The 22,753-nt window shown below is 74.9% G+C and carries 29 protein-coding genes; 3 read left to right on the forward strand and 26 right to left on the reverse strand.

Going from position 1 to position 22,753, the window contains the following annotated elements; genetic code table 11:
* The first annotated feature begins 8 nt into the window (after positions 1–8).
* Together yczE and AC0OLQ_RS26770 are read left to right on the forward strand one after the other, a co-directional pair.
* The gene (gene yczE, locus AC0OLQ_RS26765; RefSeq protein ID WP_484528566.1) at positions 9–674 is read left to right on the forward strand and encodes a membrane protein YczE; all 666 of its coding nucleotides are present in this window, start codon (positions 9–11) and stop codon (positions 672–674) included.
* 141 nt (positions 675–815) lie between these two features.
* The gene (locus AC0OLQ_RS26770) at positions 816–1,277 is read left to right on the forward strand and encodes a hypothetical protein (protein WP_357342686.1); all 462 of its coding nucleotides are present in this window, start codon (positions 816–818) and stop codon (positions 1,275–1,277) included.
* 35 nt (positions 1,278–1,312) lie between these two features.
* Here the strand turns inward: AC0OLQ_RS26770 and hisF are convergent, their stop codons facing one another.
* The 12 genes from hisF to hisD form a co-directional block, all read right to left on the reverse strand.
* Positions 1,313–2,080 (reverse strand): imidazole glycerol phosphate synthase subunit HisF, encoded by a 768-nt coding sequence (hisF, locus tag AC0OLQ_RS26775; RefSeq protein ID WP_355637853.1) that lies wholly within the window; start codon positions 2,078–2,080, stop codon positions 1,313–1,315.
* A gap of 73 nt (positions 2,081–2,153) precedes the next feature.
* Positions 2,154–3,152 (reverse strand): NADP-dependent oxidoreductase, encoded by a 999-nt coding sequence (locus AC0OLQ_RS26780; protein WP_484528567.1) that lies wholly within the window; start codon positions 3,150–3,152, stop codon positions 2,154–2,156.
* On the reverse strand, positions 3,149–3,574 hold the full coding sequence (locus AC0OLQ_RS26785) for an organic hydroperoxide resistance protein (protein ID WP_484532441.1): 426 nt from the start codon (positions 3,572–3,574) through the stop codon (positions 3,149–3,151). Before AC0OLQ_RS26785 ends, AC0OLQ_RS26780 begins: the two co-directional genes overlap by 4 nt.
* Positions 3,575–3,579: 5 nt before the next feature.
* The gene (locus AC0OLQ_RS26790) at positions 3,580–4,026 is read right to left on the reverse strand and encodes a MarR family winged helix-turn-helix transcriptional regulator (RefSeq protein WP_357342691.1); all 447 of its coding nucleotides are present in this window, start codon (positions 4,024–4,026) and stop codon (positions 3,580–3,582) included.
* A gap of 79 nt (positions 4,027–4,105) precedes the next feature.
* Positions 4,106–4,552: a Rid family hydrolase gene (locus AC0OLQ_RS26795; RefSeq protein ID WP_484528568.1), complete on the reverse strand. Its 447-nt coding sequence runs from the start codon at positions 4,550–4,552 to the stop codon at positions 4,106–4,108.
* Positions 4,549–5,277 (reverse strand): bifunctional 1-(5-phosphoribosyl)-5-((5-phosphoribosylamino)methylideneamino)imidazole-4-carboxamide isomerase/phosphoribosylanthranilate isomerase PriA, encoded by a 729-nt coding sequence (gene priA / locus AC0OLQ_RS26800; protein WP_357342695.1) that lies wholly within the window; start codon positions 5,275–5,277, stop codon positions 4,549–4,551. Before priA ends, AC0OLQ_RS26795 begins: the two co-directional genes overlap by 4 nt.
* A 19-nt stretch (positions 5,278–5,296) precedes the next feature.
* Entirely contained in the window at positions 5,297–5,617 is a 321-nt protein-coding gene (locus tag AC0OLQ_RS26805) for a hypothetical protein (protein WP_357342697.1), read from the reverse strand.
* A complete protein-coding gene (hisH, locus tag AC0OLQ_RS26810) occupies positions 5,614–6,237 on the reverse strand; it encodes an imidazole glycerol phosphate synthase subunit HisH (protein WP_484528569.1) in 624 nt (207 codons plus the stop codon). Before hisH ends, AC0OLQ_RS26805 begins: the two co-directional genes overlap by 4 nt.
* The gene (locus AC0OLQ_RS26815) at positions 6,234–6,407 is read right to left on the reverse strand and encodes a hypothetical protein (protein WP_484528570.1); all 174 of its coding nucleotides are present in this window, start codon (positions 6,405–6,407) and stop codon (positions 6,234–6,236) included. The genes hisH and AC0OLQ_RS26815 overlap by 4 nt, the downstream gene beginning before the upstream one ends.
* Before the next feature lie 58 nt (positions 6,408–6,465).
* Positions 6,466–7,077 carry an imidazoleglycerol-phosphate dehydratase HisB gene (gene hisB / locus AC0OLQ_RS26820; protein ID WP_357342702.1) on the reverse strand — a complete coding sequence of 204 codons (612 nt, stop codon included), beginning with the start codon at positions 7,075–7,077 and terminating at the stop codon, positions 6,466–6,468.
* On the reverse strand, positions 7,074–8,147 hold the full coding sequence (locus AC0OLQ_RS26825) for a histidinol-phosphate transaminase (protein ID WP_484528571.1): 1,074 nt from the start codon (positions 8,145–8,147) through the stop codon (positions 7,074–7,076). Before AC0OLQ_RS26825 ends, hisB begins: the two co-directional genes overlap by 4 nt.
* Positions 8,144–9,466, reverse strand: coding sequence for a histidinol dehydrogenase (gene hisD, locus AC0OLQ_RS26830; RefSeq protein ID WP_484528572.1), 1,323 nt, complete (start codon positions 9,464–9,466; stop codon positions 8,144–8,146). The genes AC0OLQ_RS26825 and hisD overlap by 4 nt, the downstream gene beginning before the upstream one ends.
* 107 nt (positions 9,467–9,573) lie before the next feature.
* On the opposite strand from hisD, the gene AC0OLQ_RS26835 reads away from it, so the two are divergent.
* Positions 9,574–10,278, forward strand: coding sequence for an LON peptidase substrate-binding domain-containing protein (locus AC0OLQ_RS26835; protein ID WP_484528573.1), 705 nt, complete (start codon positions 9,574–9,576; stop codon positions 10,276–10,278).
* On the opposite strand, the gene AC0OLQ_RS26840 is transcribed toward AC0OLQ_RS26835, so the two are convergent.
* The 14 genes from AC0OLQ_RS26840 to ftsZ all read right to left on the reverse strand — a co-directional run bounded on the left by AC0OLQ_RS26840 (position 10,244) and on the right by ftsZ (position 22,659).
* Entirely contained in the window at positions 10,244–11,155 is a 912-nt protein-coding gene (locus tag AC0OLQ_RS26840; RefSeq protein ID WP_484528574.1) for a DUF2567 domain-containing protein, read from the reverse strand. The two genes, AC0OLQ_RS26835 and AC0OLQ_RS26840, sit on opposite strands and share 35 nt — an antisense overlap.
* Before the next feature lie 47 nt (positions 11,156–11,202).
* Positions 11,203–12,819, reverse strand: coding sequence for an ATPase (locus AC0OLQ_RS26845; protein WP_484528575.1), 1,617 nt, complete (start codon positions 12,817–12,819; stop codon positions 11,203–11,205).
* A 140-nt stretch (positions 12,820–12,959) separates the two neighbouring features.
* Positions 12,960–13,820: a hypothetical protein gene (locus AC0OLQ_RS26850; RefSeq protein WP_484528576.1), complete on the reverse strand. Its 861-nt coding sequence runs from the start codon at positions 13,818–13,820 to the stop codon at positions 12,960–12,962.
* 7 nt (positions 13,821–13,827) lie between these two features.
* A complete protein-coding gene (locus AC0OLQ_RS26855) occupies positions 13,828–14,772 on the reverse strand; it encodes an RluA family pseudouridine synthase (protein WP_357342712.1) in 945 nt (314 codons plus the stop codon).
* A complete protein-coding gene (gene lspA / locus AC0OLQ_RS26860; RefSeq protein WP_357342714.1) occupies positions 14,769–15,371 on the reverse strand; it encodes a signal peptidase II in 603 nt (200 codons plus the stop codon). The genes AC0OLQ_RS26855 and lspA overlap by 4 nt, the downstream gene beginning before the upstream one ends.
* A 67-nt stretch (positions 15,372–15,438) precedes the next feature.
* On the reverse strand, positions 15,439–15,858 hold the full coding sequence (locus AC0OLQ_RS26865; RefSeq protein WP_357342716.1) for a TraR/DksA family transcriptional regulator: 420 nt from the start codon (positions 15,856–15,858) through the stop codon (positions 15,439–15,441).
* 223 nt (positions 15,859–16,081) lie between these two features.
* Positions 16,082–17,587, reverse strand: coding sequence for a potassium/proton antiporter (locus tag AC0OLQ_RS26870; protein WP_484528577.1), 1,506 nt, complete (start codon positions 17,585–17,587; stop codon positions 16,082–16,084).
* A 22-nt stretch (positions 17,588–17,609) separates the two neighbouring features.
* A complete protein-coding gene (locus tag AC0OLQ_RS26875) occupies positions 17,610–17,915 on the reverse strand; it encodes a DUF167 domain-containing protein (protein WP_484532442.1) in 306 nt (101 codons plus the stop codon).
* A gap of 5 nt (positions 17,916–17,920) precedes the next feature.
* Positions 17,921–18,646, reverse strand: coding sequence for a hypothetical protein (locus AC0OLQ_RS26880; RefSeq protein WP_484528578.1), 726 nt, complete (start codon positions 18,644–18,646; stop codon positions 17,921–17,923).
* Positions 18,647–18,719: 73 nt separating this feature from the next.
* Positions 18,720–19,526, reverse strand: a complete 807-nt coding sequence (locus tag AC0OLQ_RS26885; protein ID WP_484528579.1) for a DivIVA domain-containing protein — start codon at positions 19,524–19,526, stop codon at positions 18,720–18,722.
* Positions 19,527–19,567: 41 nt separating this feature from the next.
* On the reverse strand, positions 19,568–19,873 hold the full coding sequence (locus tag AC0OLQ_RS26890) for a YggT family protein (RefSeq protein ID WP_091268049.1): 306 nt from the start codon (positions 19,871–19,873) through the stop codon (positions 19,568–19,570).
* Between the two features lie 28 nt (positions 19,874–19,901).
* Positions 19,902–20,594 (reverse strand): cell division protein SepF, encoded by a 693-nt coding sequence (locus tag AC0OLQ_RS26895; RefSeq protein ID WP_484528580.1) that lies wholly within the window; start codon positions 20,592–20,594, stop codon positions 19,902–19,904.
* Positions 20,595–20,787: 193 nt separating this feature from the next.
* On the reverse strand, positions 20,788–21,534 hold the full coding sequence (locus AC0OLQ_RS26900; RefSeq protein WP_484528581.1) for a YggS family pyridoxal phosphate-dependent enzyme: 747 nt from the start codon (positions 21,532–21,534) through the stop codon (positions 20,788–20,790).
* Positions 21,535–21,543: 9 nt separating this feature from the next.
* Positions 21,544–22,659 carry a cell division protein FtsZ gene (gene ftsZ / locus AC0OLQ_RS26905; protein ID WP_357342732.1) on the reverse strand — a complete coding sequence of 372 codons (1,116 nt, stop codon included), beginning with the start codon at positions 22,657–22,659 and terminating at the stop codon, positions 21,544–21,546.
* Positions 22,660–22,753: the final 94 nt, after the last annotated feature.

Consider the following 22,753-nt stretch of genomic DNA (forward strand, 5'->3'; position numbering starts at 1 on the left):
TGGCATGCATGGCACAGATTGGCAATCTCCGGTACCGGCCGGCCCGGCGGCTCAGCCAGCTCTACGTGGGGCTCGCCCTCTACGGGATCAGCATGGCGCTGATGATCCGGTCCGGCCTGGGGCTCGACCCGTGGGACGTGTTCCACCAGGGGCTCGCCCGGCAGACCCACCTCTCCTTCGGCACGATCACGATCGCGGTCGGCGCGGTGGTGCTGCTGCTCTGGATCCCGCTGCGGCAGCGCCCCGGCCTCGGCACCATCAGCAACGTCGTGGTGATCGGGCTGGTCGTCGACGCCACCCTGGCCCTGCTGCCGCCCGGCGACGGCCTGCCGATCCGGGCCACCCTGCTGGTCGTCGGGATCGTCGCCAACGGCGCCGCCACCGGCCTCTACCTGGGCGCCGGGCTCGGCCCCGGCCCGCGCGACGGCCTGATGACCGGCTTCACCGCCCGCCACCCCCGCTTCTCCATCCGGCTGGTCCGGACCGTCATCGAGGTGACCGTGCTGAGCCTGGGCTGGCTGCTCGGCGGCACCCTGGGCCTCGGCACCGTGGCGTACGCGCTGGCCATCGGGCCGCTCGCCCAGTTCTTCATCCCGATCTTCGCGGTGCCGGCCCGACCGGCCGACGAGCCGGCGGTCGCCACCGCCCCGCGCCCGGCCGGCGAGACGGCCTGATTCGCCCCTCGACCACGCAGCGTCACCCCCGCCACGCCGACCGCCACCGGCTGGGACGCCCGGGACGTCGCTGAGCTGCGGCGACGCCTCGCCGGGAAACCGGGTGTTTTCTCTGCCGTCGCGGCCGGGCATCATTCGTTCATGGGGGAGAACGGTTGGCGTTGGAGCGACGCCTGGATCTTCGTCTCACTGATCATCGCGAGCGGCGCCGGTCGGCACCGCCGGGCCGCCGCCACCCGGCGCCCGGAGGGCGTGCGCCTCGCCGACGTCCTCTCCACAGCCGACCACCTCAACCAGGCCATCCCCGAGCGGCACGAGGTGGAGGGGGCGGTCCGTCGGCTCGTGAGCGCCGGCCTGGTCAGCGTCACCGACGGCTGGTTCCGGGTGACCCCGGACGGCGAGCGGCTCTGGCGCACCCGGCCCAGCGCCGGGCTGGGCACCACGGTGGACACGGTGCAGGGCGTGCTGAGCCGCCGCCCCGCCCCGAACGAGTCCGACTGGCAACTGGACGAGGACGACCACGCCGCGGCGGTCCAGGAGTATGCGGTTCGCTCGATACCGATGCCGCGCCGCTCGCCGGAGGGCCACTCCGGCCGCCCCTGACCGGCACCTGCCCCGCAGGAGCAGGGGGCGGGCGGTCAGCGCACGGGGTGCCCGGCGCCGCGCAGGGCGTCCTTGACCTCGCCGACGGTCAGCTCGCCGAAGTGGAAAACGCTGGCCGCGAGCACCGCGTCGGCGCCCGCGCCGATGGCCGGCGGGAAGTGGGCCACCTGGCCGGCGCCGCCGCTGGCGATCACCGGCACGTCGACGACCGCGCGGACGGCCTCGATCAGCGGCAGGTCGAAGCCCGCCTTGGTGCCGTCGGCGTCCATCGAGTTGAGCAGGATCTCCCCCGCGCCCAGTTCGGCGCCGCGCGCCGCCCACTCCACGGCGTCGAGGCCGGTGCCCCGGCGCCCGCCGTGGGTGGTCACCTCGAACCCGCTCGGCGTGGTGCCGGCGGGGGCCCGGCGTACGTCGAGGGAGAGCACCAGCACCTGGCGGCCGAACCGGTCGGCGATCTCGGCGATCAGCTCGGGGCGGGCGATGGCCGCGGTGTTCACCCCGACCTTGTCCGCGCCGGCCCGCAGCAGGGTGTCGACGTCGGCGACCTGGCGGACGCCGCCGCCGACGGTGAGCGGGATGAAGACCGACTCGGCGGTGCGCCGCACCACGTCGAGCATGGTGCCGCGGTCGCTGCTGGAGGCGGTGACGTCGAGGAAGGTCAGCTCGTCCGCGCCGGCCCGGTCGTAGGCGGCCGCCAGCTCGACCGGGTCGCCGGCGTCGCGCAGGTCGAGGAAGTTGACCCCCTTGACCACCCGCCCGGCGTCCACGTCCAGACAGGGAATCACCCGTACCGCCACCGTCATGCCGCGAGCCTATCCAACCGGCACGGCACGGCGGCCGGCCCGATCGGGCCGACCGCCGTGAACGAGGTCCGGGTCACACGCGGACGAGCATCTTGCCGAGGTTCTCGCCCCGCAGCATGCCGAGGAAGGCCTCCGGAGCGCGCTCGATGCCGTCGACCACCGTCTCGTCGTAGGAGATCCGGCCGTCCCGCAGCCAGCCGGCCATCTCCTGGACGAACTGCTCGCGCAGGTGCCCGTGGTCGCCGACCAGGAAGCCGCGCAGCGTGAGCCGCTTGCCGATGAGCAGCGCCAGGTTGCGTGGGGCTGCCGGCGGCTCGGTGGCGTTGTACTGCGCGATCATGCCGCAGATGGCGGCCCGGCCGTGCAGGTTCATCGCGCCGATGGCGGCCTCCAGGTGCTCGCCGCCGACGTTGTCGAAGTAGACGTCGACGCCGTCCGGCGCGGCGGCTCTGAGCCGGTCCCGGACCGGGCCGTCGTGGTAGTCGAACGCGGCGTCGAAGCCGAGCGCCAGGAGCCGCTCGACCTTGGCCGGCGAGCCGGCGCTGCCGACCACCCGGGCCGCGCCGCGCAGCTTGGCGATCTGCCCGACCATGCTGCCGACCGCACCGGCCGCGCCGGAGACGAAGACCGTCTCGCCCGGCTTCATGGCCGCCACGTCGAGCAGCCCGGCGTACGCGGTGAGCCCGGTCATGCCGAGCACGCCCAGGTAGGCGCTGACCGGGGCCAGATCCGGGTCGACCTTCCGCGCGCCCTTGGCGTCGACCAGCGCGTACTCCCGCCAGCCCAGGCCGTGCAGCACGACGTCGCCGGGCGCGAAGCCCTCGGCCTCGCCGGCCACCACCTCACCGACCGCGCCGCCGTCGAGCGGGGCGTCGAGCGCGAACGGCGGCACGTACGACTTGACGTCGTTCATCCGCCCGCGCATGTACGGGTCCACCGACATGAACCGGTTGCGGACCACGAGCTGGCCCGGACCCGGGGTGGGCACCTCGGTGGTGACCAGCCGGAAGTTGTCGGCGGTCGGCCAGCCCTGCGGCCGGGACGCCAGGTGGATCTCCCGGTTGGCCGTCATCGGGCATCCCGGACGGTCAGGGCGACCTCGATGTTGCCCCGGGTCGCGTTGGAGTAGGGGCAGACCTGGTGGGCCGCCTCGACGAGCTGCTGCGCGGCGGACCGCTCGACGGCGGGCAGGTCGACCACCAGGGTCACGGCCAGGCCGTAGCCGCCGCTGCCGTTCGGGCCGATGCCCACCTCGGCCTCGACGACGGAGTTCGAGACGTCCGCCCGGGCCTTGCGGGCCACCAGGCGCAGCGCAGAGTGGAAGCAGGCCGCGTAGCCGGCCGCGAAGAGCTGCTCCGGGTTGGTCGCGCCGCCGGCGCCGCCCATCTCCTTCGGGATGGCCAGGTCCAGGTCGAGGCCGCCGTCGGAGGTGCGGACGTGGCCGTCCCGGCCGTCGCCGGTGGCCCGCGCGGACGCGGTGTAGAGCACCTGCATGGTGGTCACTGCTCCTTCTGTCGGTGGATCGTCTCGGTGACCCGGGTGAGGGTGTCGCGCAGGGCGACCAGCTCGGCCTCGGTGAGACCGGTGGCGCAGGCGACCCGCACCGGCACCTCGGTCATCCGCTCCCGCAGGGCCACACCGTCGGCGGTGAGCCCCACCTCCACCCGTCGCTCGTCGCTCGCCGAGCGCGTCCGGACCACCAGGCCCGCCGCTTCCAGCCGCTTGAGCAGCGGGGAGAGCGTCCCGGAGTCCAGCCGCAGCGCCGCGCCGAGCTCGGAGACCGTGGGGGCGTCGTCGCCGCGCTCCCAGAGCACCAGCAGCACCAGGTACTGCGGGTAGGTCAGGCCGTGCTCGTCGAGGATGGGCCGGTAGACGTCGGTGAGGGCGCGCGACGCCGCGTAGAGGGCGAAGCACACCTGCCGGCGCAGCACCAGATCATCGGTCACCCCGAAACCGTAGCGCCCAATTGAGTTGCGCACAACCTAATTGCACCGGGTGGCCGCCCCCACACCGTGGGAACGACCGTCAGCGGTCGCCGAGCCAGGCTTCCAGCTCGACCTCGACCAGGTGGTCCGGGTCGATCAGCCCGGCCACCACGACCATGGTGGCCACCGGGCGGACCGGGCCGAACACCGCGTTGTGCGCCCGGCCGACCTCGTCGGCGTAGATCCGGTCGGTCACGTACATCCGGGTGCGCACCACGTCGGCCGGCTCGGCGCCGACCTCGGCGAGCGCGTCCAGGCCGATCCGGATCGCCTGGGCGGTCTGCGCGGCGGCGTCCCCGACGTGGGCCACCCGGCCGTCCACGGTCGAGGTGCAGCCGGCGGTGATGGCCAGCCGCCCGGCCCGGACCACGCGGCAGTAGCCGTAGAGCGCCTCCCACGGGCCGCCCGAGCCGAGCCGGGTGACGGCCGCACCGTCACCCGGGACCTCCAGCCCCGCTCCGGCGCTGTCGCCCGCGACGGCGGTCACGCCCCGGCCCGCAGCGTGGCGAGCGCCTCGGCGACGGTGAACGCCCCCGCGTAGAGCGCCTTGCCGGCGATCACGCCCTCCACGCCCACCGACTCCAAAGTCGCCAGGGCGCGCAGGTCGTCCAGGGTGGACACACCGCCGGAGGCGATCACCGGGGCGTCGGTGCGGGCGCAGACCTCGCGCAGCAGGTCCAGGTTGGGCCCGCGCATGGTGCCGTCCTTGGTGATGTCGGTGACCACGTAGCGGGCGGCGCCGGCCTTGTCCAGCCGGTCCAGCACCTCGTAGAGGTCGCCGCCGTCGCGGGTCCAGCCACGCGCGGAGAGGGTACGGCCGCGCACGTCCAGCCCGATGGCCACCTTGTCGCCGTACTCGCCGCAGACCCGGTCACACCACTCCGGGTTCTCCAGGGCGGCGGTGCCGATGTTGACCCGCGCCGCTCCGGTGCCCAGCGCCGCCTGCAGCGACTCGTCGTCCCGGATGCCGCCGGAGAGTTCGACCTTCACGTCGAGCTGGCGGACCACCTCGGCGAGCAGATGGGCGTTGGTGCCCCGGCCGAACGCGGCGTCCAGATCGACCAGATGGATCCACTCCGCCCCGTCGGACTGCCAGGCGAGGGCGGCCTCCACCGGATCGCCGTACGCGGTCTCGCTACCGGCGGCGCCCTGGACGAGCCGGACGGCCTGGCCGTCGGCGACGTCCACGGCGGGCAACAGGGTGAGAGTCAACGCTCTTCTCCTCGCATCTTCAACGGCGGTCCAGAGCGATCACCACGACCGCGGGCAGGACCAGCAGCAACAACACGACCAACGCCAGCCGCAGCGCCAAGTCGTCGACGAAACTCCAGATGCCGGCCACCGCCGCGCCGGTGAGCAGCACGATCGCCGCCCGCTCGCCACGGCTGTGCCGGCGCAGCCGGCCGGTCCGGCCCCGCCGCGGCGTGGGCGTCAATCGGCGTACGACGGCTCGCCGCCGCGCCCGGCGCGCCACCCGGCGGGCGCGCGCGGCGCGTTCCCGCTCCAGCTCGGCCTGGCGCGCCTCCCGGCGCCGGGCCCGCTCCTTGCTCAAAGGCTGCCCAGCCAGTTGCGCAGGAGGGTAGCACCCGTGTCGGCCGACTTCTCCGGGTGGAACTGGGCCGCCGACAGCGGGCCGCGCTCGACCCCGGCGACGAAGTCGGTGCCGTGGTGTGCGGTGGTGACGGTGGTCCCGGCGGCGGTCAGCGCGGCCGGTTCGGTCACCCCGTAGGAGTGGACGAAGTAGAACCGCGCGTCGGCCGGCAGGCCGGTGAAGAGCACCGAGCCGGCCGGGGCGTGCACCGTGTTCCAGCCCATGTGGGGCAGCCGCGGCGCCGGCAGCCGGGTCACCCCGCCGGGCAGCAGCCCGAGCCCCTTGGTGACCACGCCGTGCTCGTCGCCGTGCTCGAAGAGCACCTGCATCCCGACGCAGATGCCGAGCACCGGGCGGCCGGCGGCGACCCGGTCGGCGATGACCGGGCCGGCACCCAGCGCCTCGATCCCGGCCATGCAGGCGGCGAACGCGCCGACGCCCGGCACCACCAGACCCTCGGCCTCGGCGGCGGCGGTCAGGTCGGCCGTGACGGTGACGTCGGCGCCGGCCCGCTCCAAGGCGCGCTCGGCCGACCGCAGGTTGCCCGAGCCGTAGTCGAGCACCACGACCCGCCTGCTCATGCGCCCTCCCCGGGAAGCAGCCAGAGCAGGCCGCCGGCGGTGGCCAGCACGGCCAGCAGGCCGGTGATCACCACCGCGCCGCGGGCGGCGCCCTGCTTGTAGAGCGACCAGGTCCCGCCGACCAGCACCCCGGCCACGATCAGCAGCAGCGTCGGCAGCGCCCGCCCCATCAGAGCCGCCTTTCATTCGCGACTGCGGTACTCCGCTGCGCTGCGTTCCTCGCGCTCATCAGAGGGCGCCCTTCGTGCTGGGGATCGCGCCCGCGGCCCGCGGGTCGATCGACGTGGCCTCGCGCAGCGCCCGGGAGACCGCCTTGAACTGGGCCTCGACCACGTGGTGGGCGTCCGGGTTGCCGCCGGGCCGGGCCGCCCGCAGCACGTCCACGTGCAGGGTGACCCGGGCGGCCTGGCCGAACGACTCCCAGATGTGCCGGGTCATGCTGGTCGGGTAGACCGGCCCGATGTACGGCGCGAGCGCCGGCTCGTCGTGCACCACGTACGGCCGGCCGGAGAGGTCGACCGCGGCCCGGACCAGCACCTCGTCCATCGGGACGGTGGCCGAGCCGTACCGCCGGATGCCGGCCTTGTCCCCCAGCGCCTGGTCGAATGCCGAGCCCAGGGCGAGCGCGGTGTCCTCCATGGTGTGGTGGGCGTCGATCTCGAGGTCGCCGACGGTGTGCACGGTCAGGTCGAAGCCGCCGTGCCGGGCGATCTGGTTGAGCATGTGGTCGTAGAAGCCGACGCCCGTCTCGATGTCGGCCTTGCCGGTGCCGTCGAGGTCGATCTCGACGAGGACCTTGGTCTCCTTGGTGATCCGCTCCACCCGGGCGGTCCGGCTCATGACAGCTTCTCCATCGCAGACAAAAAGGCGTCGGTCTCGGCGGGGGTGCCGGCGGTGACCCGCAACCAGCCGGGCAGCCCGACGTCACGGACCAGCACGCCGGCGTCGAGCAGGGTGCGCCAGGCGGTGGCCTGGTCGCCGCCGACCTCGAACAGCACGAAGTTGGCGTCGCTGTCGGCCACCCGGTGCCCGCGGGCGCGCAGCTCGGTGACGATCCGGTCGCGCTGCCGCATGATCGCGGCGACCGTGCCGAGCAGGGCGTCGCGGTGGGCCAGCGCCGCGCGGGCGGCGGCCTGGGTGAGCGCGGAGAGGTGGTACGGCAGCCGGACCAGCTGCACCGCCTGCACGACGGCCGGGTCGGCGGCCAGGTAGCCGAGCCGGCCACCGGCGAAGCCCAACGCCTTGCTCATGGTCCGAGTGACGACCAGCCGGGGGTGCCCGGGCAGCACGGCGAGCGCGCTGACCGTGCCGGGCCGGGCGAACTCGGCGTACGCCTCGTCCACGACCACCATGCCGGGCGCCTCGGCCAGCACGGCGGCGACCACGGCCGGGTCGAGCGCGGTGCCGGTCGGGTTGTTCGGCGAGCAGAGGAAGACGACGTCGGGCCGGTGCGCCCGGACCTGGGCGACCGCGTCGGCGGCGGTCAGCCCGAAGTCGGCGTCGCGGGCGGCCGGGATCCAGCCGGTGCCGGTGCCGAGCGCCAGCAGCGGGTGCATGGAGTACGCCGGGGTGAAGCCGAGCGCGGTGCGCCCCGGGCCGCCGAACGCCTGGAGCAGCTGCTGCTGGACCTCGTTCGAGCCGTTGGCCGCCCACACCTGGTCGACGGTGAGCCCGTGGCCGAGGTATTCCGCGAGGTCGGCGCGGAGCGCCACGGCGTCCCGGTCGGGGTAGCGGTTGAGGTCCCGCAGCTCGGCCGCGACGGCCTTGCCGATCGCCTCCACCACCGGCTCGGGCACCGGGTAGGAGTTCTCGTTGGTGTTCAGCCGCACCGGCACGTCGAGCTGCGGCGCGCCGTACGGGCTGCGGCCCCGCAGGTCGTCGCGGATCGGCAGGTCGTCCAGGGTCGTCACGGCCGCTCCCCCGGGAAGCGCGCGCTGACGGCCTGGCCGTGCGCCGGCAGGTCCTCGACCCCGGCCAGGGTGACCACGTGCGGGGCCACCTCGCGCAGCGCGTCCTCGGTGTATTCCACGAGGTGGATGCCGCGAAGGAAGGACTGCACGGACAGGCCGGAGGAGTGCCGGGCGCAGCCGCCGGTGGGCAGCACGTGGTTGGAGCCGGCGCAGTAGTCGCCGAGCGACACCGGCGACCAGGCGCCCACGAAGATCGCGCCGGCGTTGCGCACCCGCAGCGCCCACTCACGGGCGTCGGCGGTCTGGATCTCCAGGTGCTCGGCCGCGTACGCGTCGACCACCCGCAGCCCGGCCTCGAGGTCGTCGACGAGGACGACCCCGCTCTGCTCGCCGCGCAGCGCGGTGCCGATCCGCTCGGCGTGCTTGGCGGCCGGCACCTGCCGGGCCAGCTCGGCGTCGACCGCGTCGGCGAGCGCCGGCGACGGGGTGACCAGCACGCTGGCCGCGAGGGGGTCGTGCTCGGCCTGGCTGATCAGGTCGGCGGCGACGTGCGCCGGGTCGGCGGTGTCGTCGGCCAGGATGGCGATCTCGGTGGGGCCGGCCTCGGCGTCGATGCCGACCACGCCGCGCAGCAACCGCTTGGCGGCGGTGACCCAGATGTTGCCCGGGCCGGTGATCATGTCGACCGGGTCGCAGCGCTCGGCGCCCTCCGGGTCGACGGTCGCCCCGTATGCCAGCATGGCCACCGCCTGGGCGCCGCCGACGGCGTAGACCTCGTCGACGCCGAGCAGCGCGCAGGCGGCGAGGACCCGCTGGTCGGGCAGGCCGCCGTTGTCCTTCTGCGGCGGGCTGGCCACCACCAGCGAGCGGACCCCGGCCGCCTGGGCGGGGACCACGTTCATCACCACCGTCGACGGGTACATGGCCAGGCCGCCGGGGACGTAGAGCCCGACCCGGTCGACCGGCACCCAGCGCTCGGTCACCGTGCCGCCCGGCACCACCTGGGTGGTGTGGTCGACGCGACGCTGGTCGGCGTGCACCTTGCGGGCCCGGGTGATCGACTCCAACAGCGCGGCGCGGACCTGCGGGTCGAGGGTGCCCTCGGCGGCGCGGATCACCTCGACCGGCACCCGCAGCCGCTCCGGGGAGACGCCGTCGAACCGTTCGCTCGCCTCGCGGATCGCCGGGTACCCATGCTCCCGGACCGCCTCCACGAGGGGGCGGATCCGCTCGACCGCCACGGAGACGTCGAGCTGGGCACGGGGCAGCAGGCGGCGCGGGTCGCGGGACCCGCCGCGCAGGTCGATCCGGTTCAACACCCTTGCGAGTCTAGGCGGCCCGCCCGCGCGCCGACCGGAGCCGCCCGTACGCCGGGACGGTGAGCCGGGACACGCCGCCGGGACGCGCTCGGGATACTCTCGATCACGTGACCGCACGGCTGCCGGTTTTCCCGCTCGGGACGGTCCTCTTCCCGGGGCTGGTCCTCCCGCTGCACATCTTCGAGGAGCGTTACCGGGCACTGGTGCGCCACCTGGTCGGGCTGCCCGAGGGCGCGCCGCGCGAGTTCGGCGTGGTGGCGATCCAGGCCGGCTGGGAGGTCGCGCCGGCCGGGCCACCGGACCGGTCCGGCCTCGCCGGTGGCGAGGTCACCCTGCACGAGGTGGGCTGCACCGCCGAGCTGCGCCAGGTCACCGAGCTGGCCGACGGCGGGTTCGACATCGTCACCGTGGGGCGGCGACGGTTCCGCATCGCCGAGGTCGACGACGCCGCCGCGCCGTACCTGACCGCCGAGGTGGAGTGGCTGCCCGAGCCGGCCGGCACCGACGAGGTGACCGACCTGCTGGCCGCCCGGGTGATCTCGGTCTTCCGGCAGTATCTGGGCCTGGTCCGGCCCGACCCGCAGGAGATCTCCGAACAGCTGCCGGAGGATCCGACGGTGCTGTCGCACCTGGTCGCCGCGACCGCGGCCCTGACCGTCGACGACCGGCAACGGCTGCTCGCCATCGACGACACCGCCGGCCGGCTCCGGGCCGAGCTGCGCCTGCTCAACCGGGAGACCGCCCTGCTGCGCGAGGTGCGGGCGGTCCCGGTGCCGCTCAGCGAGCTGGCTGGTCCCCCGGCTCCGAACTGATCCCCGGCCCGCCGGGCGCCCAGCCGCCGTCCCACTCCGGCTCCGGGCGCAGCGAGGGCCATCGCGACCAGCCGGCCAGCAGGGTGTACGTCACGGCCGCGCCGAACGCCGCCAGCAGCAGGTTGCCGTGCGGCACGGGCAGCGGCCCGTACCAGTCGATCCCGCCGGCGCGCAGGTCGGCGGGCTTGGCGAAGTCGGTCCCGGGCGGCGCGCTGTCCAGCAGCCGTTGGTAGGTGCCGAGCCCGATCCGGCGGCCGACCTGCCAGGCCACGACCGCCGCGCCGAGCCCACCGAACGCCCCGGCGAGCAGGCCGGCCGGGCCGCGGCGGCGGCGCAGCACCACCCAGAGGGTGATCGCGGCGAGCACCCCGAAGCCGAGCCCGAGCAGGCTGAACCAGCCGTCCGCGGCGACCGGCTGCTCCGGTTGCGGAGTTGCGTAGACGGCGCCCTCGGCGGTCATCTGCACCGGCGTGCCGGGGGCGACCAGCGCCCAGAGCAGGCCCAGGGGCGCGCCGAGCACGGTCAGCAGCAGCGCCATGCCGAGGGCGGTCGCGGCCGTCCGCGCGCCGGCCCGCCGGGTGGCGGACGGCGCACCGGCCACCTCGCCCACGACGCCCGGATAGCCGGCCAGCGGGTCTGCGCCGGGCGCGGTGACCGGGGTGCCGGCGGGCACCGGCAGGCCGCCGGGCCAGCCGGGCGCCGTGGCACCCTCGCCCGCGGACCGGTCGGGCGTGCCGTCGGCCTGCCGGTCGGGGTGCGGGAAACTCTCCGCGCCGGCGGGCGGGGAACTCTCCGCACCGGCGGGCGGGCGGGCGGCGGCGCCGGGCGCGCCGGAACCGTCGGCGGCCCGCTCGGAATCAGGGGTGTCCGGACTCACCCGGTGATCCTCTCAGGCGACGGGGCGGCGCGGGGCGGCGGTGGCGGTCAGCGGGCGAACGGCTCCAGCATCACCGCGGCGGCCTTGAGCCAGCCCTGCCGGGTCACGGCCTGGAGCTGGTGGTACTCGATCGAGGAGCCGGTCTCCAGCGCCGGGTCGTAGGGCACCACGGCGACCGCCCGGGTCCGGGTGGCGAAGTGGCGCTCCAGGTCGTCCTGGAGCGGCGTGCGCCCGGGGGTGGGGCAGGAGATCAGGGTGACCGCGTTGTCGGCCAGCTCGCCCATGCCCTCCTCGTGCAGCAGGTCGAGCATCCAGTCCGCGCTGAACGCGGCGTCCTCACGCGGCACGGTGGTCACCACGAGCTGGTCGGCGGCCTGCATGACGGTGCGCCAGTTGGGGCTCTCCACGTTGTTGCCGGTGTCCACGCAGACCACGTCGTGGGTGCGGCGCAGCAGCTCCAGCACCCGCTTGACGGTGAACTGGTCCAGCCGCTGGGCGAAGCGCGGGCTCTCCTCGCCGGCCAGCACGTCGTACGAGCCGTCGGAGGCGTGCCGCAGGTAGTCGTCGAGGTGTTCCAGCAGAACGTCGCCCTCCAGGATCTCGATCTGCGCGAGATCGTGGATCAGGTGCCGGATGGTGCGGGCGTGCCGGGCGCTGCCGGCGCGCAGGCCGAGGGTGCCGCGCAGCTCGTTGTCGTCCCAGGCGAGCACCCCGCGCCCCCGCACGCTGCCCACCGTGGCCGCGGCGAGCACGGTGGCGGTGGTCTTGTGCACCCCGCCCTTGGGGTTGGCGAAGGCGAGCACCCGGGGGCCGCCCAGCTCGCGGCGGAGCACCCCGGCCGCCCGCTCCAGCTCGGTCTCGGGCTCCGGGGCGCGCCACTCCACCCGGGCCGCCTCGATCCGGGCCGGGTAGCCCTCGATCTGCGCCGGATAGGCCGGGGCCGGCTCGGCCGCCGGTGGCGTCTCCGGCCGGTAGCGGCCCCGGTCCAGCAGCGCGTAGCGGGACTCCGCCGAGGGTGGGTCGGGCTGGTAGCCGCTGTCGAGCAGGGCGTACCGGGACTCGACCGAGGCGGTGCCCCGGCCGCGCGCCTCGGGCTCGGGGTAGCGCGGCTCCGGCTGGTGGGCCGGCTCGGCCCGCCACGACGGCTCGGCGCGCGGCTCCGGCTGGTGGAGCGGCTCGGCCCGCCAGGACGGCTCGGCGTGCGGCTCCGGCTCGGCCCGCCACGACGGTTCGCCGTGCGGCTCCGGCTCGGCCCGCCAGGACGGCTCGGGGTGCGGCTCCGGCTCAGCCCGCCAGGACGGTTCGCCGTGCGGCTCCGGCTCGGGTCGGTAGGCGGGCTCCGCCCGGTACGCCGGCTCGCCGCCGTAGCGCGGGTCGACCCGGTAGGCCGGCTCCACCCGGTAGGTCGCCTCGACGCGGTAGCCCGGCTCGGCGCCGTACGAGCCGTCGGCGGGGTGGGCGACGGCCTGCGCCCGGCCCGTCCAGCCGGTGCCGGCGGCGCGCCGGGGCAGCGGCTCCGGTGGCGGCGGCGGGCTCTCCTCGACGCGACCGTCGGCGTCGGGGTGTTCCGCGCCGCGAGCGCCGAGCCGGGCCCGGTCGAGCAGCGCCCGCCACCGTGGTGCCGGCTCAGCCTGCCGACCCCAACCGGTTTCGCTGCCGTCCAAGGCCTCGCCCCTCCCCCAGCCCATCGATCTCCGCCTGACAGGCTACGAACGAAACCCTATTCGGACCACACCCCGGTTCGCACATCCCCCGGGGGGTCTCCTCACCGGCCGGCCGGCCCGACGCCGCCCACCTGCACGTCTCAGGAGGTGGGAGCGGGATTGGGCGGTCCCGCCCCGGCGGCGGGCCGGCCGGTGGCGGGTGATGATCCGGTCACCGTCGGTGCGGCTTCCGACGAATCGCCCATACCGGCGGCCGGCGCGAGTCCGGTGTCGGCCGGCGGCCGGGCCACGTCCCGCTGCTCCGGCAACGGCGGAGTGAACACCGCGCGGTCCAACCGGGTCACCTCCGGGGCGGGGTCGACCGCGCGGACGCCGGGGCGGGCGGCCAGCTTCCGCAGGGCCTCCGGGGCGTCCCGGACCACGGCGGCGTAGACGCACGCGCAGCCCGCCCGGTAGCCGGCCGCCTCCCGCGCCGCCACGGCGGCCCCGGTGTCGTACACCCGGCGCAGCTCGGGATCGGCGGTGGCCGCCGGGGCGGCGGCGCGGGCCCGGTAGTCGGCGGCCTCCCGGTCCTTGCGCGCGGCTACCTCGGCCATCCCGGCGACCACGTCGTCGGGCAGGCGCAGCGCGGCCATCCGGACGATCTCGGTCTGCCTCCCGGGCACCGGCACGCGGGCCACCACCGCGGCGACCGGGGCGCCGCCCAGCGCGGTGGCCACCTGCGCCGGCGTCAGGTACGCGGCGAACGAGACAAGGGCGTAACTGCCGGGCGCCGGGGCGTTGAGCCGGGCGAGTTCGTCGGCAGCGCCGCGCAGGTAGGCCGGGACGGCGTCGCCGTCGGCCACCCCGACCCGGGTCACCTCGCCGACCGTGCGGTCCCCGACCGGCTGGTCCCGCCGCTGCGCGACGGCGACCGCCAGCACCACCAGCGCGCAGGCCAGGGCGAGCCAGGTGAGCGCGCCGGAGCGCGACCGGCGCGGCGGCTCGGTGTCGGTCGTCATCGGCGGGTCAGTCGCCGAGGATCTCCAGCGCCCGGGCCAGGTCGTCCGGGTAGTCGCTGACGAAGGTGACCTCGTCGCCCGTGCGTGGGTGCAGGAAGCTCAGCGAGCGGGCGTGCAGCCACTGCCGGCTCAGCCCGAGCCGGGCGGACAGGGTCGGGTCGGCGCCGTAGGTCAGGTCGCCCACGCAGGGGTGCCGCAGCGTGGAGAGGTGCACCCGGATCTGGTGGGTACGCCCGGTCTCCAGCCGCACGTCGAGCAGGCTGGCCGACGGGAACGCTTCGAGGGTGTCGTAGTGGGTGATGCTCGGCTTGCCGCCGGAGACCACGGCCCAGCGGTAGTCGTGGTGCGGGTGCCGGTCGATCGGCGCGTCGATGGTGCCGCGCAGCGGGTCCGGGTGGCCCTGCACCACCGCGTGGTAGCGCTTCTCCACCTCGCGGTACTTGAACGCCCGCTTCAACGCGGTGTACGCCTGCTCGCTCTTGGCCACCACCATGACCCCGGTGGTGCCCACGTCGAGCCGGTGCACCACCCCCTGCCGCTCGGCGGCGCCGCTGGTGGAGATCCGGTGGCCGATGCTGGCCAGCCCGCCGATCACGGTCGGGCCGGTCCAGCCGGGGCTGGGGTGGGCGGCCACCCCGACCGGCTTGTCCACCACCACGATGTCGTCGTCGGCGTAGACCACGGTGAGGCCCGGCACGGCCTGCGGCACCACGGTCGGCGGGGCGGCCGGCGCGGGCAGCGTGACCTCCAGCCAGGAGCCCGCCTTGACCTTGTGCGAGTTGGGCCGGGCCGCGCCGTCGACCAGCGCGTCCCCGGCGTCGACCAGCGCCGCCGCGGCCGTCCGGGACAGCCCGAAGAGCCGGGAGACGGCCTGGTCCAGCCGCATGCCGTCGAGCCCGTCCGGGACGGGCAGGGACCGGTGGTCGCCGCCGGCGGCGAAGGCGGAGGTCATGCGCGCTCCCGCTGCTCGGCGGGGGCCTCGACGTCGGACCGCTCGGCGGTGGCCCGGGAGCCGTCCCGCTGCCGGCCGGTCAGCTCCAGGAACACCGCCAGCAGCACGCCGCAGACCAGCGAGCTGTCGGCCAGGTTGAACACCGGCCAGACCTGCCCGTACGGGTCGAAGAGGCTGACCATGTCGACCACGTGGCCGACGAAGTGCCCGGGGGCCCGGAAGATCCGGTCGGTGAGGTTGCCCAGCGCACCGCCCAGCACGAGCCCCAGCGACACGGCCCAGGGCACCGACCGCAGCCGCAGCGCCATCCACGCGATCCAGGCGATCACGCCGATGGTGATCAGCGGGAAGACCCAGGTGTGGCCGGAGCCGATGCTCCACGCCGCGCCGCTGTTGCGGGTCAGGCTGAGGTAGACCGCGCCGCCGAGCAGCGACACCGGCCCCCGCCCGGTGAGCTCCGAGAGCGCGAGCTGCTTGGTGACCAGGTCGGCGACGAGCGAGGCCAGGGCCACGCCGAGCAGCAGGCCGGTCGCCTTGCGGCGGGGCGTGCCGGTGCCCGATTCGGCGGTGCCGGACCCGGCGGGCGGTGCTGCGGTCATCTGCTCCCCATCGACGCTCGCGACGGTGGCGGTCACCGTCTGCCGTTCGGCCGCCGGGGAACGGACGTCAGCGCCGCTCCTCCAGCTGCTTGCAGCTCACGCAGAGGGTCGCCGACGGGAAGGCGGCGAGCCGCTCCACCGGGATCGGGTTGCCGCACTTCTCACACCAGCCGTAGCCACCCTCGTCGAGGCGCTCCAGCGCGCGCTCGACCTGCGTGATCCGCTCCTTGATGCTGTTGGCGAGTGAGATCTCCTGCTCGCGCTCGAACGTCTTGGTGCCGGTGTCGGCCTGGTCGTCCCCGGCCGAGTCGGTCAGCCGGTCGCGCTGCAGCTCGGTGATCTCGCTCAGCGTCTGATCGTACTCGGCGTTGAGCTCGTCCCGCCGTGCCGCCAGGGCGGCCCGGATCTTCTCGGTCTCCGCCGCGCTGCGGGTGGCCTTCACCACCGGCTTACGGCCGGCGGTCCTGGTGTCGGCTGGCTTCGCCATCGTCAGCTCCCTCAGCCGCGTGCCGCGGCGGTCAACGTGCCTGGGCGGGGCTCGCCGGCATCGGCGTCCCCCATGTACGGAACGGGCGCGCGGCGACGGGGGCCGCGCACTCCGGAGGGTGGCAAGAATACGGAACGTACAGGCGTCCGACAACGTGCCGCACCGTCGCACCGCGATTCAGCCCCGAACAGCCACCAATTGGGGCAAAGGGAACGCTAGCAGATCAGCCGGTCCGGTCCTCCCCGTACTCGCCAAACCACCGGGCCAGCCGACCCCGCCGGCTCACCGCCCGCAGCCGCCGCTCCGCCTCGTCCCGCACCTCCGCGGTGGCCACGATGAGCAGGCTGTCCCCGACCTTCAGCCGGGTGTCCGGGCCGGGCACGAAGCCCACCCCGTCGCGCAGCACCAGGGTCACCGAGGCGCCCACCGGCAGCCGCAGCTCGTCGACGTGCACCCCGCCCAGCCGGGAGCCCGGCGGCACCTCCAGCTGGAGCAGGTCGGCCCGCATCCGCTCCAGCGGGGCCGTCTCCAGCAGGATCTCCGCCGCCTCGGCCGGCGCGGTCACCCCGAGCCGGCGGGCCGCCGGCGCCAGGGTCCCGGCCTGGAGCAGCGTGAAGATCACCACCAGCACGAAGACCGCGTCGAAGAGCCGGTCGGCGCCCGGCACCCGCAGCGAGAGCGGGATGGTGGCCAGCACGATCGGCACCGCCCCACGCAGCCCGGCCCAGGAGAGGAAGAGCTGCTCGGGCAGCCGGAGCCGGAACGGCAGCGCGGAGACCGCCACCGACAGCGGCCGGGCGAGCAGCAGCAGGGCCAGCCCGGTGACCACCGCCGGCAGCACCGCCGCGTCCAGCCGGCTCGGCGAGACCAGCAGGCCGAGCAGCACGAACAGACCGATCTGGGCGAGCCAGGCCAGCCCGTCGGCGAAGCCCAGGATGGCCTGCCGGTGCGGAAGCCGGGCGTTGCCGAGCAACACTCCGGCCACGTAGACGGCGAGGAAGCCCGAGGCGTGCAGCACCGATCCGGCCGCGTACGCCAGCACGGTGAAGCCGACCACCGCGATCGGGTAGAGGCCGGCGGACGGCAGGGCGGCCCGGCGCAGCACGTACCGGCCGGCGATCCCGGCGGCCACCCCGACGGCGGCGCCGGTGCTCAGCTCGTAGCCGACCAGGAGCACCTCGTGCCACCATGGGTGGGTGGCCGCCACCCCGGCCCGGGACAGCAGCAGCACCAGGATGACCACCGGGGCGTCGTTGATCCCGGACTCGGCCTCCAGGGTGGCGACCAGGCGGGGCGGCAGGCGCAGCCGGCGCAGGGTGGCGAAGACGGCCGCCGCGTCGGTGGACGAGAGCACCGCGCCGTAGAGCAGCGCCAGCCGCCAGTCCAGGCCGAGCAGCAGGTGCACCACCACGCCGACGACCAGGATGCTGACCGCCACGCCGACCGTGGAGAGCGCGGCGGCCAGGCCGAGCACCGGCCGCAGGGTGCTCCACCGGGCGGTCAGCCCGCCCTCCGCGATGATCACGATGAGCGCGCAGAAGCCGAGCACCCGGGTCAGCTCGACGTCGTCGAAGCGGATGCCCAGGCCGGCCTCGCCGATGGCCACCCCGAGCGCCAGGTAGACCAGGAGACTCGGCACGCCGAGCCGGGTGGAGAACCGCACCGCGCCCACCGCGACGAGCAGGACGCCCGCGCCGATCAGCAGCGCGACATCGAGCCCCGGCGTCATCCGGGACCGGTCCGGACGGTCCTCACCCGACCGATCCGTCGCGCAGCCGCCGGAGCACCTCGGGCAGCCCGGGGGCCGGATGCTCGACCAGGAAGAGTTTGTCCCGGCTGGCCGCGCCGGCCCGCAGGGCGACCGCCGCCGGCCGGACGCCGAGCGCGTCGGCCAGGGCCCGGCGGGCCGCCTCGGTGGCCCGGCCGTCGACCGCGGGCGCGTTCACCGCGATGACCAGGGCCGGTCCGTGCGGCCCGTCGAACCGGCCGCCGACCCGGGTCCGCGAGGCCCCCGGCTTCACGCGTACGGCGACGGTGAGCGTGTCGTCCATGGCCATCATGATCAGTGCGGCCGGGCCTCGGCGAGCAGGGTGGTCGCGGGCGCGCAGCCGGCGCACGGGGTGAAGCCCAGCGCGACCGCCTCGGCGACCGGCAGGGGCTCGTCGATCCGGCCCACCAGGTGCGGGCAGCCGGGCAGGTGGAAGCGGGGGTGGCCGTCGACCACCCGGACCTCGCCGTCGAGCCGGACCAGCTGGGCGACCTCCCCGGCGGAGAGGAACTCGGCGGGCGGGTCGCCCTCGAACGGGCCGTCCGGCGCCGGCGAGGTGGGCGCCGGGGCGTCCGACGCCGCCTCGGCCCGGGACGGGCCACGCGGGGCGGGCGGCGAGTAGGGCTCGGCCGGCGGGTCGAACGGGTCGGCCGCCGGCTCGAACGCGGCGGCCGGCGCGTCGACTGTGCGGGCCGGAGCGTCGAACGGGTCGGCCGCCGGTGACTCGGGTGGTTGCCGCCACCCGGGCGCACCGGCGCCGACCGTCGACGTGACGTGCGGGACCTCGACCTGCGGTCCGTCGTGGGACGGGCCGGTCGGCGCGGTCCGGCGGCGCGACCGGGTCTCCCGGCCCGCCGCGCCCCGGGCCGCGACCGCCTGGCGGGCGCCCGCGACAAGGGCTACGGCGGCCAGCAGGCTGGCCGCGATCGAGGTGATCAGCAGCGGGCTGGACCCACCGGCCAGCCCGGCCACCAGGAGCACGACCGCGACGAGGATGAGCGGGATGCTGACGGCTATCACGGCTCACCCCCGGCCGCGTCGTGTCGGTCTGCGCGGTCGGTGGCCGCCCCGGGGACGGCCACCGACGGCGGGATCAGCGGCCGGACTCGAGGGAGCCCGCGCGGCCGCCGCCGTAGGAGCCGGCGAGGCCGGCGGTGGCGAGGCCGTTGCTGCCGCCGGTGGCACGGGTGCCCTCGGAGCGGGTCATCTCGGCCTCCAGGCCCTGGCCGCGACCGTCGAGGTCGCGCAGCTGGCTCTCCAGGTAGGCCTTGAGGCGGGTGCGGTACTCGCGCTCGAACTGCTTGAGCTCCTCGATGTGCTTCTGCAGCGCGGTGCGCTTGGCGTCCAGGCCGCCCATGGCCTCCTGGTGCCGCTGGCGGGCGTCGCGCTCCAGGGCGTCGGCCTTGGCGCGGGCCTCGCGGGTGACCTCCTCGGCCTTGGAACGGGCCTCGGAGAGCAGCTGGTCGGCCTCGCGCCGGGCGTCGGACACGTGGTCGTCGGCGGTGCGCTGGGCCATCATGAGCACGCGAAGCGCCTGCTGCTCGCCGTCCGCGGCGGCGGCCGCCGGGCCACCCTGCGTGCGGACCTGCTCCAGCTCGGCCTGCATCGCCCGGGCCGCCTGCTCGGCGGCCGCCTTGTCGCGCTGCACCCGGTCGAGCTGGGCCTTGACGTCGTTGAGCTCCGCCGCGAGGCGGGCGTCGCCGCCGGGGCCGGCGGGAGCGCCACCCCGACCGCCGCGCTCCACCTGGGCGCGCAGCTCGTTGTTCTCCTCGATCAGACGGGCCAGCTCGCGCTCGACCTCGTCCAGGAAGGCGTCGACCTCCTCCTCGTCATACCCCCGCTTGCCGATCGGCGGCTTTTTGAAGGCGACGTTGTGGACGTCGGCCGGGGTCAGCGGCATCGAAACTCCTCGGGTCAGTTGCGGCCGCGAAAGCGCTCTGGTCAGGCGAAGGCCAGGATCAGGCGCCTAAACACGAACTCCATCAGCACGAACAGGATAACCAGGAGCACAAGGGAGGCCAGGTCGATGCTCACGGTACCAATTCGCAGTGGTGGGATCACACGCCTCAACGCGCGCAGGGGCGGATCAGTGACGCTCCACACGACTTCCAATCCCGCCGATGCTCCCCGGCCCGGTTGCCAACGGCGACCGTAGGCCAGAACAGCGCCGAGGACAAATCGGGCCAACAGCACAAGCAGGAAGAAATACAGGAGCAAATAGAGCACCTGGAACAGGATCGACAACACGGCAGGCGACGTCCCTCGGTCGTGCGGGCTAGCTCAGGCTGAAAAAGCCGCCCTCAGCGATCTTGGCCTTGTCCTCCGCGGTGACCTGGACGTTGGCCGGTGAGAGCAGGAACACCCGGTTGGTCACGCGCTCGATCGTACCGCGCAGGCCGAACGCGAGCCCGGCGGCGAAGTCGACCAGCCGGCGGGCGTCCGCCTCGTCCATCTCGGTGAGGTTGATGATCACCGGCACGCCGTCGCGGAAGTGCTCACCGATGGTGCGCGCCTCCCGGTAGGTGGTCGGGTGCAGCGTGGTGATCTGGTAGCGCTGCTCGTCCTCGGGCACCACCGCCCGCTCCCGCGGCTGGGCCTGCGGCGCCAGGGCGAGGTTGTCGCGGGTGTGGTAGGTCAGCGCGCCGGACGTCTCCCCCGCGCCCGACCGGGTGATCGACCGGACGCTGGACCGCTCGGCCCGCTCCGGCCGCTCGTCGGCCCGGTCGGCCTCGACGGCGCGGCTCGACGCGCGCTCGGTCAGCCGCCCGCGGTCGCCGACCCGGCCCCGGGTCGCCGGCGGCTCCTCGGACTCGTCGTCCTCGTCGTCGGCGAACTCCTCGGAGTAACGGCTCGACCGGTAGCGCGACTCGCGGTAGCCACCCTTGTCGTAGCCACCGTCCTCGTACGCCCGCTCATCGTCCTCCTCGACGAGACCGAGCCAGACCCCCGCCTTGCGCAGTGCACCCATCCCCGCGCCCTTCCGTCCGCCGTGCGGCACGCGCCCCCGTTGCCGTGTCGCTTGATCACGGGTGGACAACTGCCCACCGGACCGGATCGGCAATCCCCTGGCGAGCGATTCGCGGTCCGCCCGCCACGGCCCCCGACTACGGGAACGCCGTTCCTGAAACAACACTGCTGTAATTTGCTCTTTCGCGGTCAGGCTACCGCAGCGTGGGACGCATTCCGAGCAACGCGCTGCCGACGCGGACATGTGTCGCGCCATATCCGATCGCGATTTCCAAATCTCCGCTCATGCCCGCCGAGAGGACCGTCGCACCGGGATGGTCGGCGCGGAATCGTGCCGTCACCTCGGCCAGCCGGGCGAACGCCCGGTCCGGTTCCCAGCCCAGCGGGGCGACCGCCATCAGGCCGGCGAGTCGCAATGCGCCGGCGCCGGCCACCGCCGCGGCCACCGGGCCGAGCCCCCGGTCCGGGTCGGCCGCGTCCGGCAGCGCCCCGCCGCGGGCCGGGTCGCCGTCGATGCTCACCTGCACCAGCACGTCCAACGGCCGGTCCCGGGCGGCAGCCGCGGCGCCGTCCAGCGCGGCCGCCAGCCGCACGCTGTCGACCGACTGGACCACGTCGGCGTAGCGGACCACCGAGCGGGCCTTGTTGCGCTGGAGCTGGCCGATGAAGTGCCAGCGCGGCGCGGCCCCGGCGGCGGCCGCCTCGGCGGCCTTCGGGGCCGCCTCCTGGTCGCGGTTCTCCCCGACGTCGGTCACCCCGAGCCCGGCCAGCGCGACCACGTCCGCGGCCGGGTACGTCTTGGTCACCGCGACCAGGGTGACCTCGCCCCGGTCCCGGCCCGCCGCCGCACAGGCGTCGGCGATGCGGGCCCGGACCCGGGCGAGGCCGGCTGCGAGCTCGGCGCGACGGTCGGGTCGCACCGTGGTGGGTGAGTCGGTCATCGGCGCGGCTCAGGACCCGTTCTTCAGGAAGTCCGGCACGTCGACGTCGTCGAAGAGCACCCGGCGCGGCGACTGCTGCGGGGCCGGCATGGTGGCCGGCGGGCTGACCGGCGCGTTCGCCTGGGTCGGCGGGTTCTGGTTGGTCTTGCGGGCCGGCTCGACCGCCTTGTAGGCGGGCGCGCCCCCGTCGAAGCCCGCTGCGATCACGGTCACCCGCACCTCGTCGCCGAGCGCGTCGTCGATGACCGCGCCGAAGATGATGTTGGCGTCCGGGTGGGCCGCGTCGGTGACCAGCTGGGCGGCGTCGTTGATCTCGAACAGGCCCAGGTCGGAGCCGCCGGCGATGGAGAGCAGCACGCCCCGCGCGCCGTCCATGCTCTGCTCCAGCAGCGGGCTGGAGATGGCCGCCTCGGCCGCCTCCACGGCGCGGTTCTCGCCGCGGGCGCTGCCGATGCCCATGAGCGCGCTGCCCGCGCCGCTCATCACGCTCTTCACGTCGGCGAAGTCCAGGTTGATCAGACCCGGCGTGGTGATCAGGTCGGTGATGCCCTGGACACCGGAGAGGAGCACCTGGTCCGCGGTGCGGAATGCGTCCATCATGGAGATGTTCCGGTCGCCGAGCGCCAGCAGCCGATCGTTCGGGATCACGATGAGCGTGTCGCACTGGTTGCGCAGCTCCTCGATGCCCGACTCGGCCTGCACCTGGCGGCGCTTGCCCTCGAAGGAGAACGGCCGGGTGACCACGCCGATGGTGAGCGCGCCGAGCTTGCGGGCGATGTTGGCCACCACCGGCGCGCCGCCGGTGCCCGTGCCGCCACCCTCGCCGCAGGTCACGAAGACCATGTCGGCGCCCTTGAGCACCTCCTCGATCTCGTCGCGGTGGTCCTCGGCGGCGTTCTTGCCGACATCGGGATTGGCGCCGGCGCCCAGCCCGCGGGTCAACTCCCGGCCGACATCGAGCTTGACGTCGGCGTCACTCATCAGGAGCGCCTGCGCGTCGGTGTTGATCGCGATGAACTCGACGCCCTTGAGCCCAACCTCGATCATCCGGTTGACGGCGTTCACGCCGCCGCCCCCGATGCCGACGACCTTGATGACCGCCAGGTAGTTGTGCGGAGGTGTCATCTCCGGTCCTTTCCCTTCGAGATTGGCATGGGCCGACCCCACACGGCTTGGCCAGACCAGCGGCGGAGCATTTCCCAGCTGTGCCGAGGGTTGA

This window comes from Micromonospora sp. Utrum1, assembly GCF_057197805.1.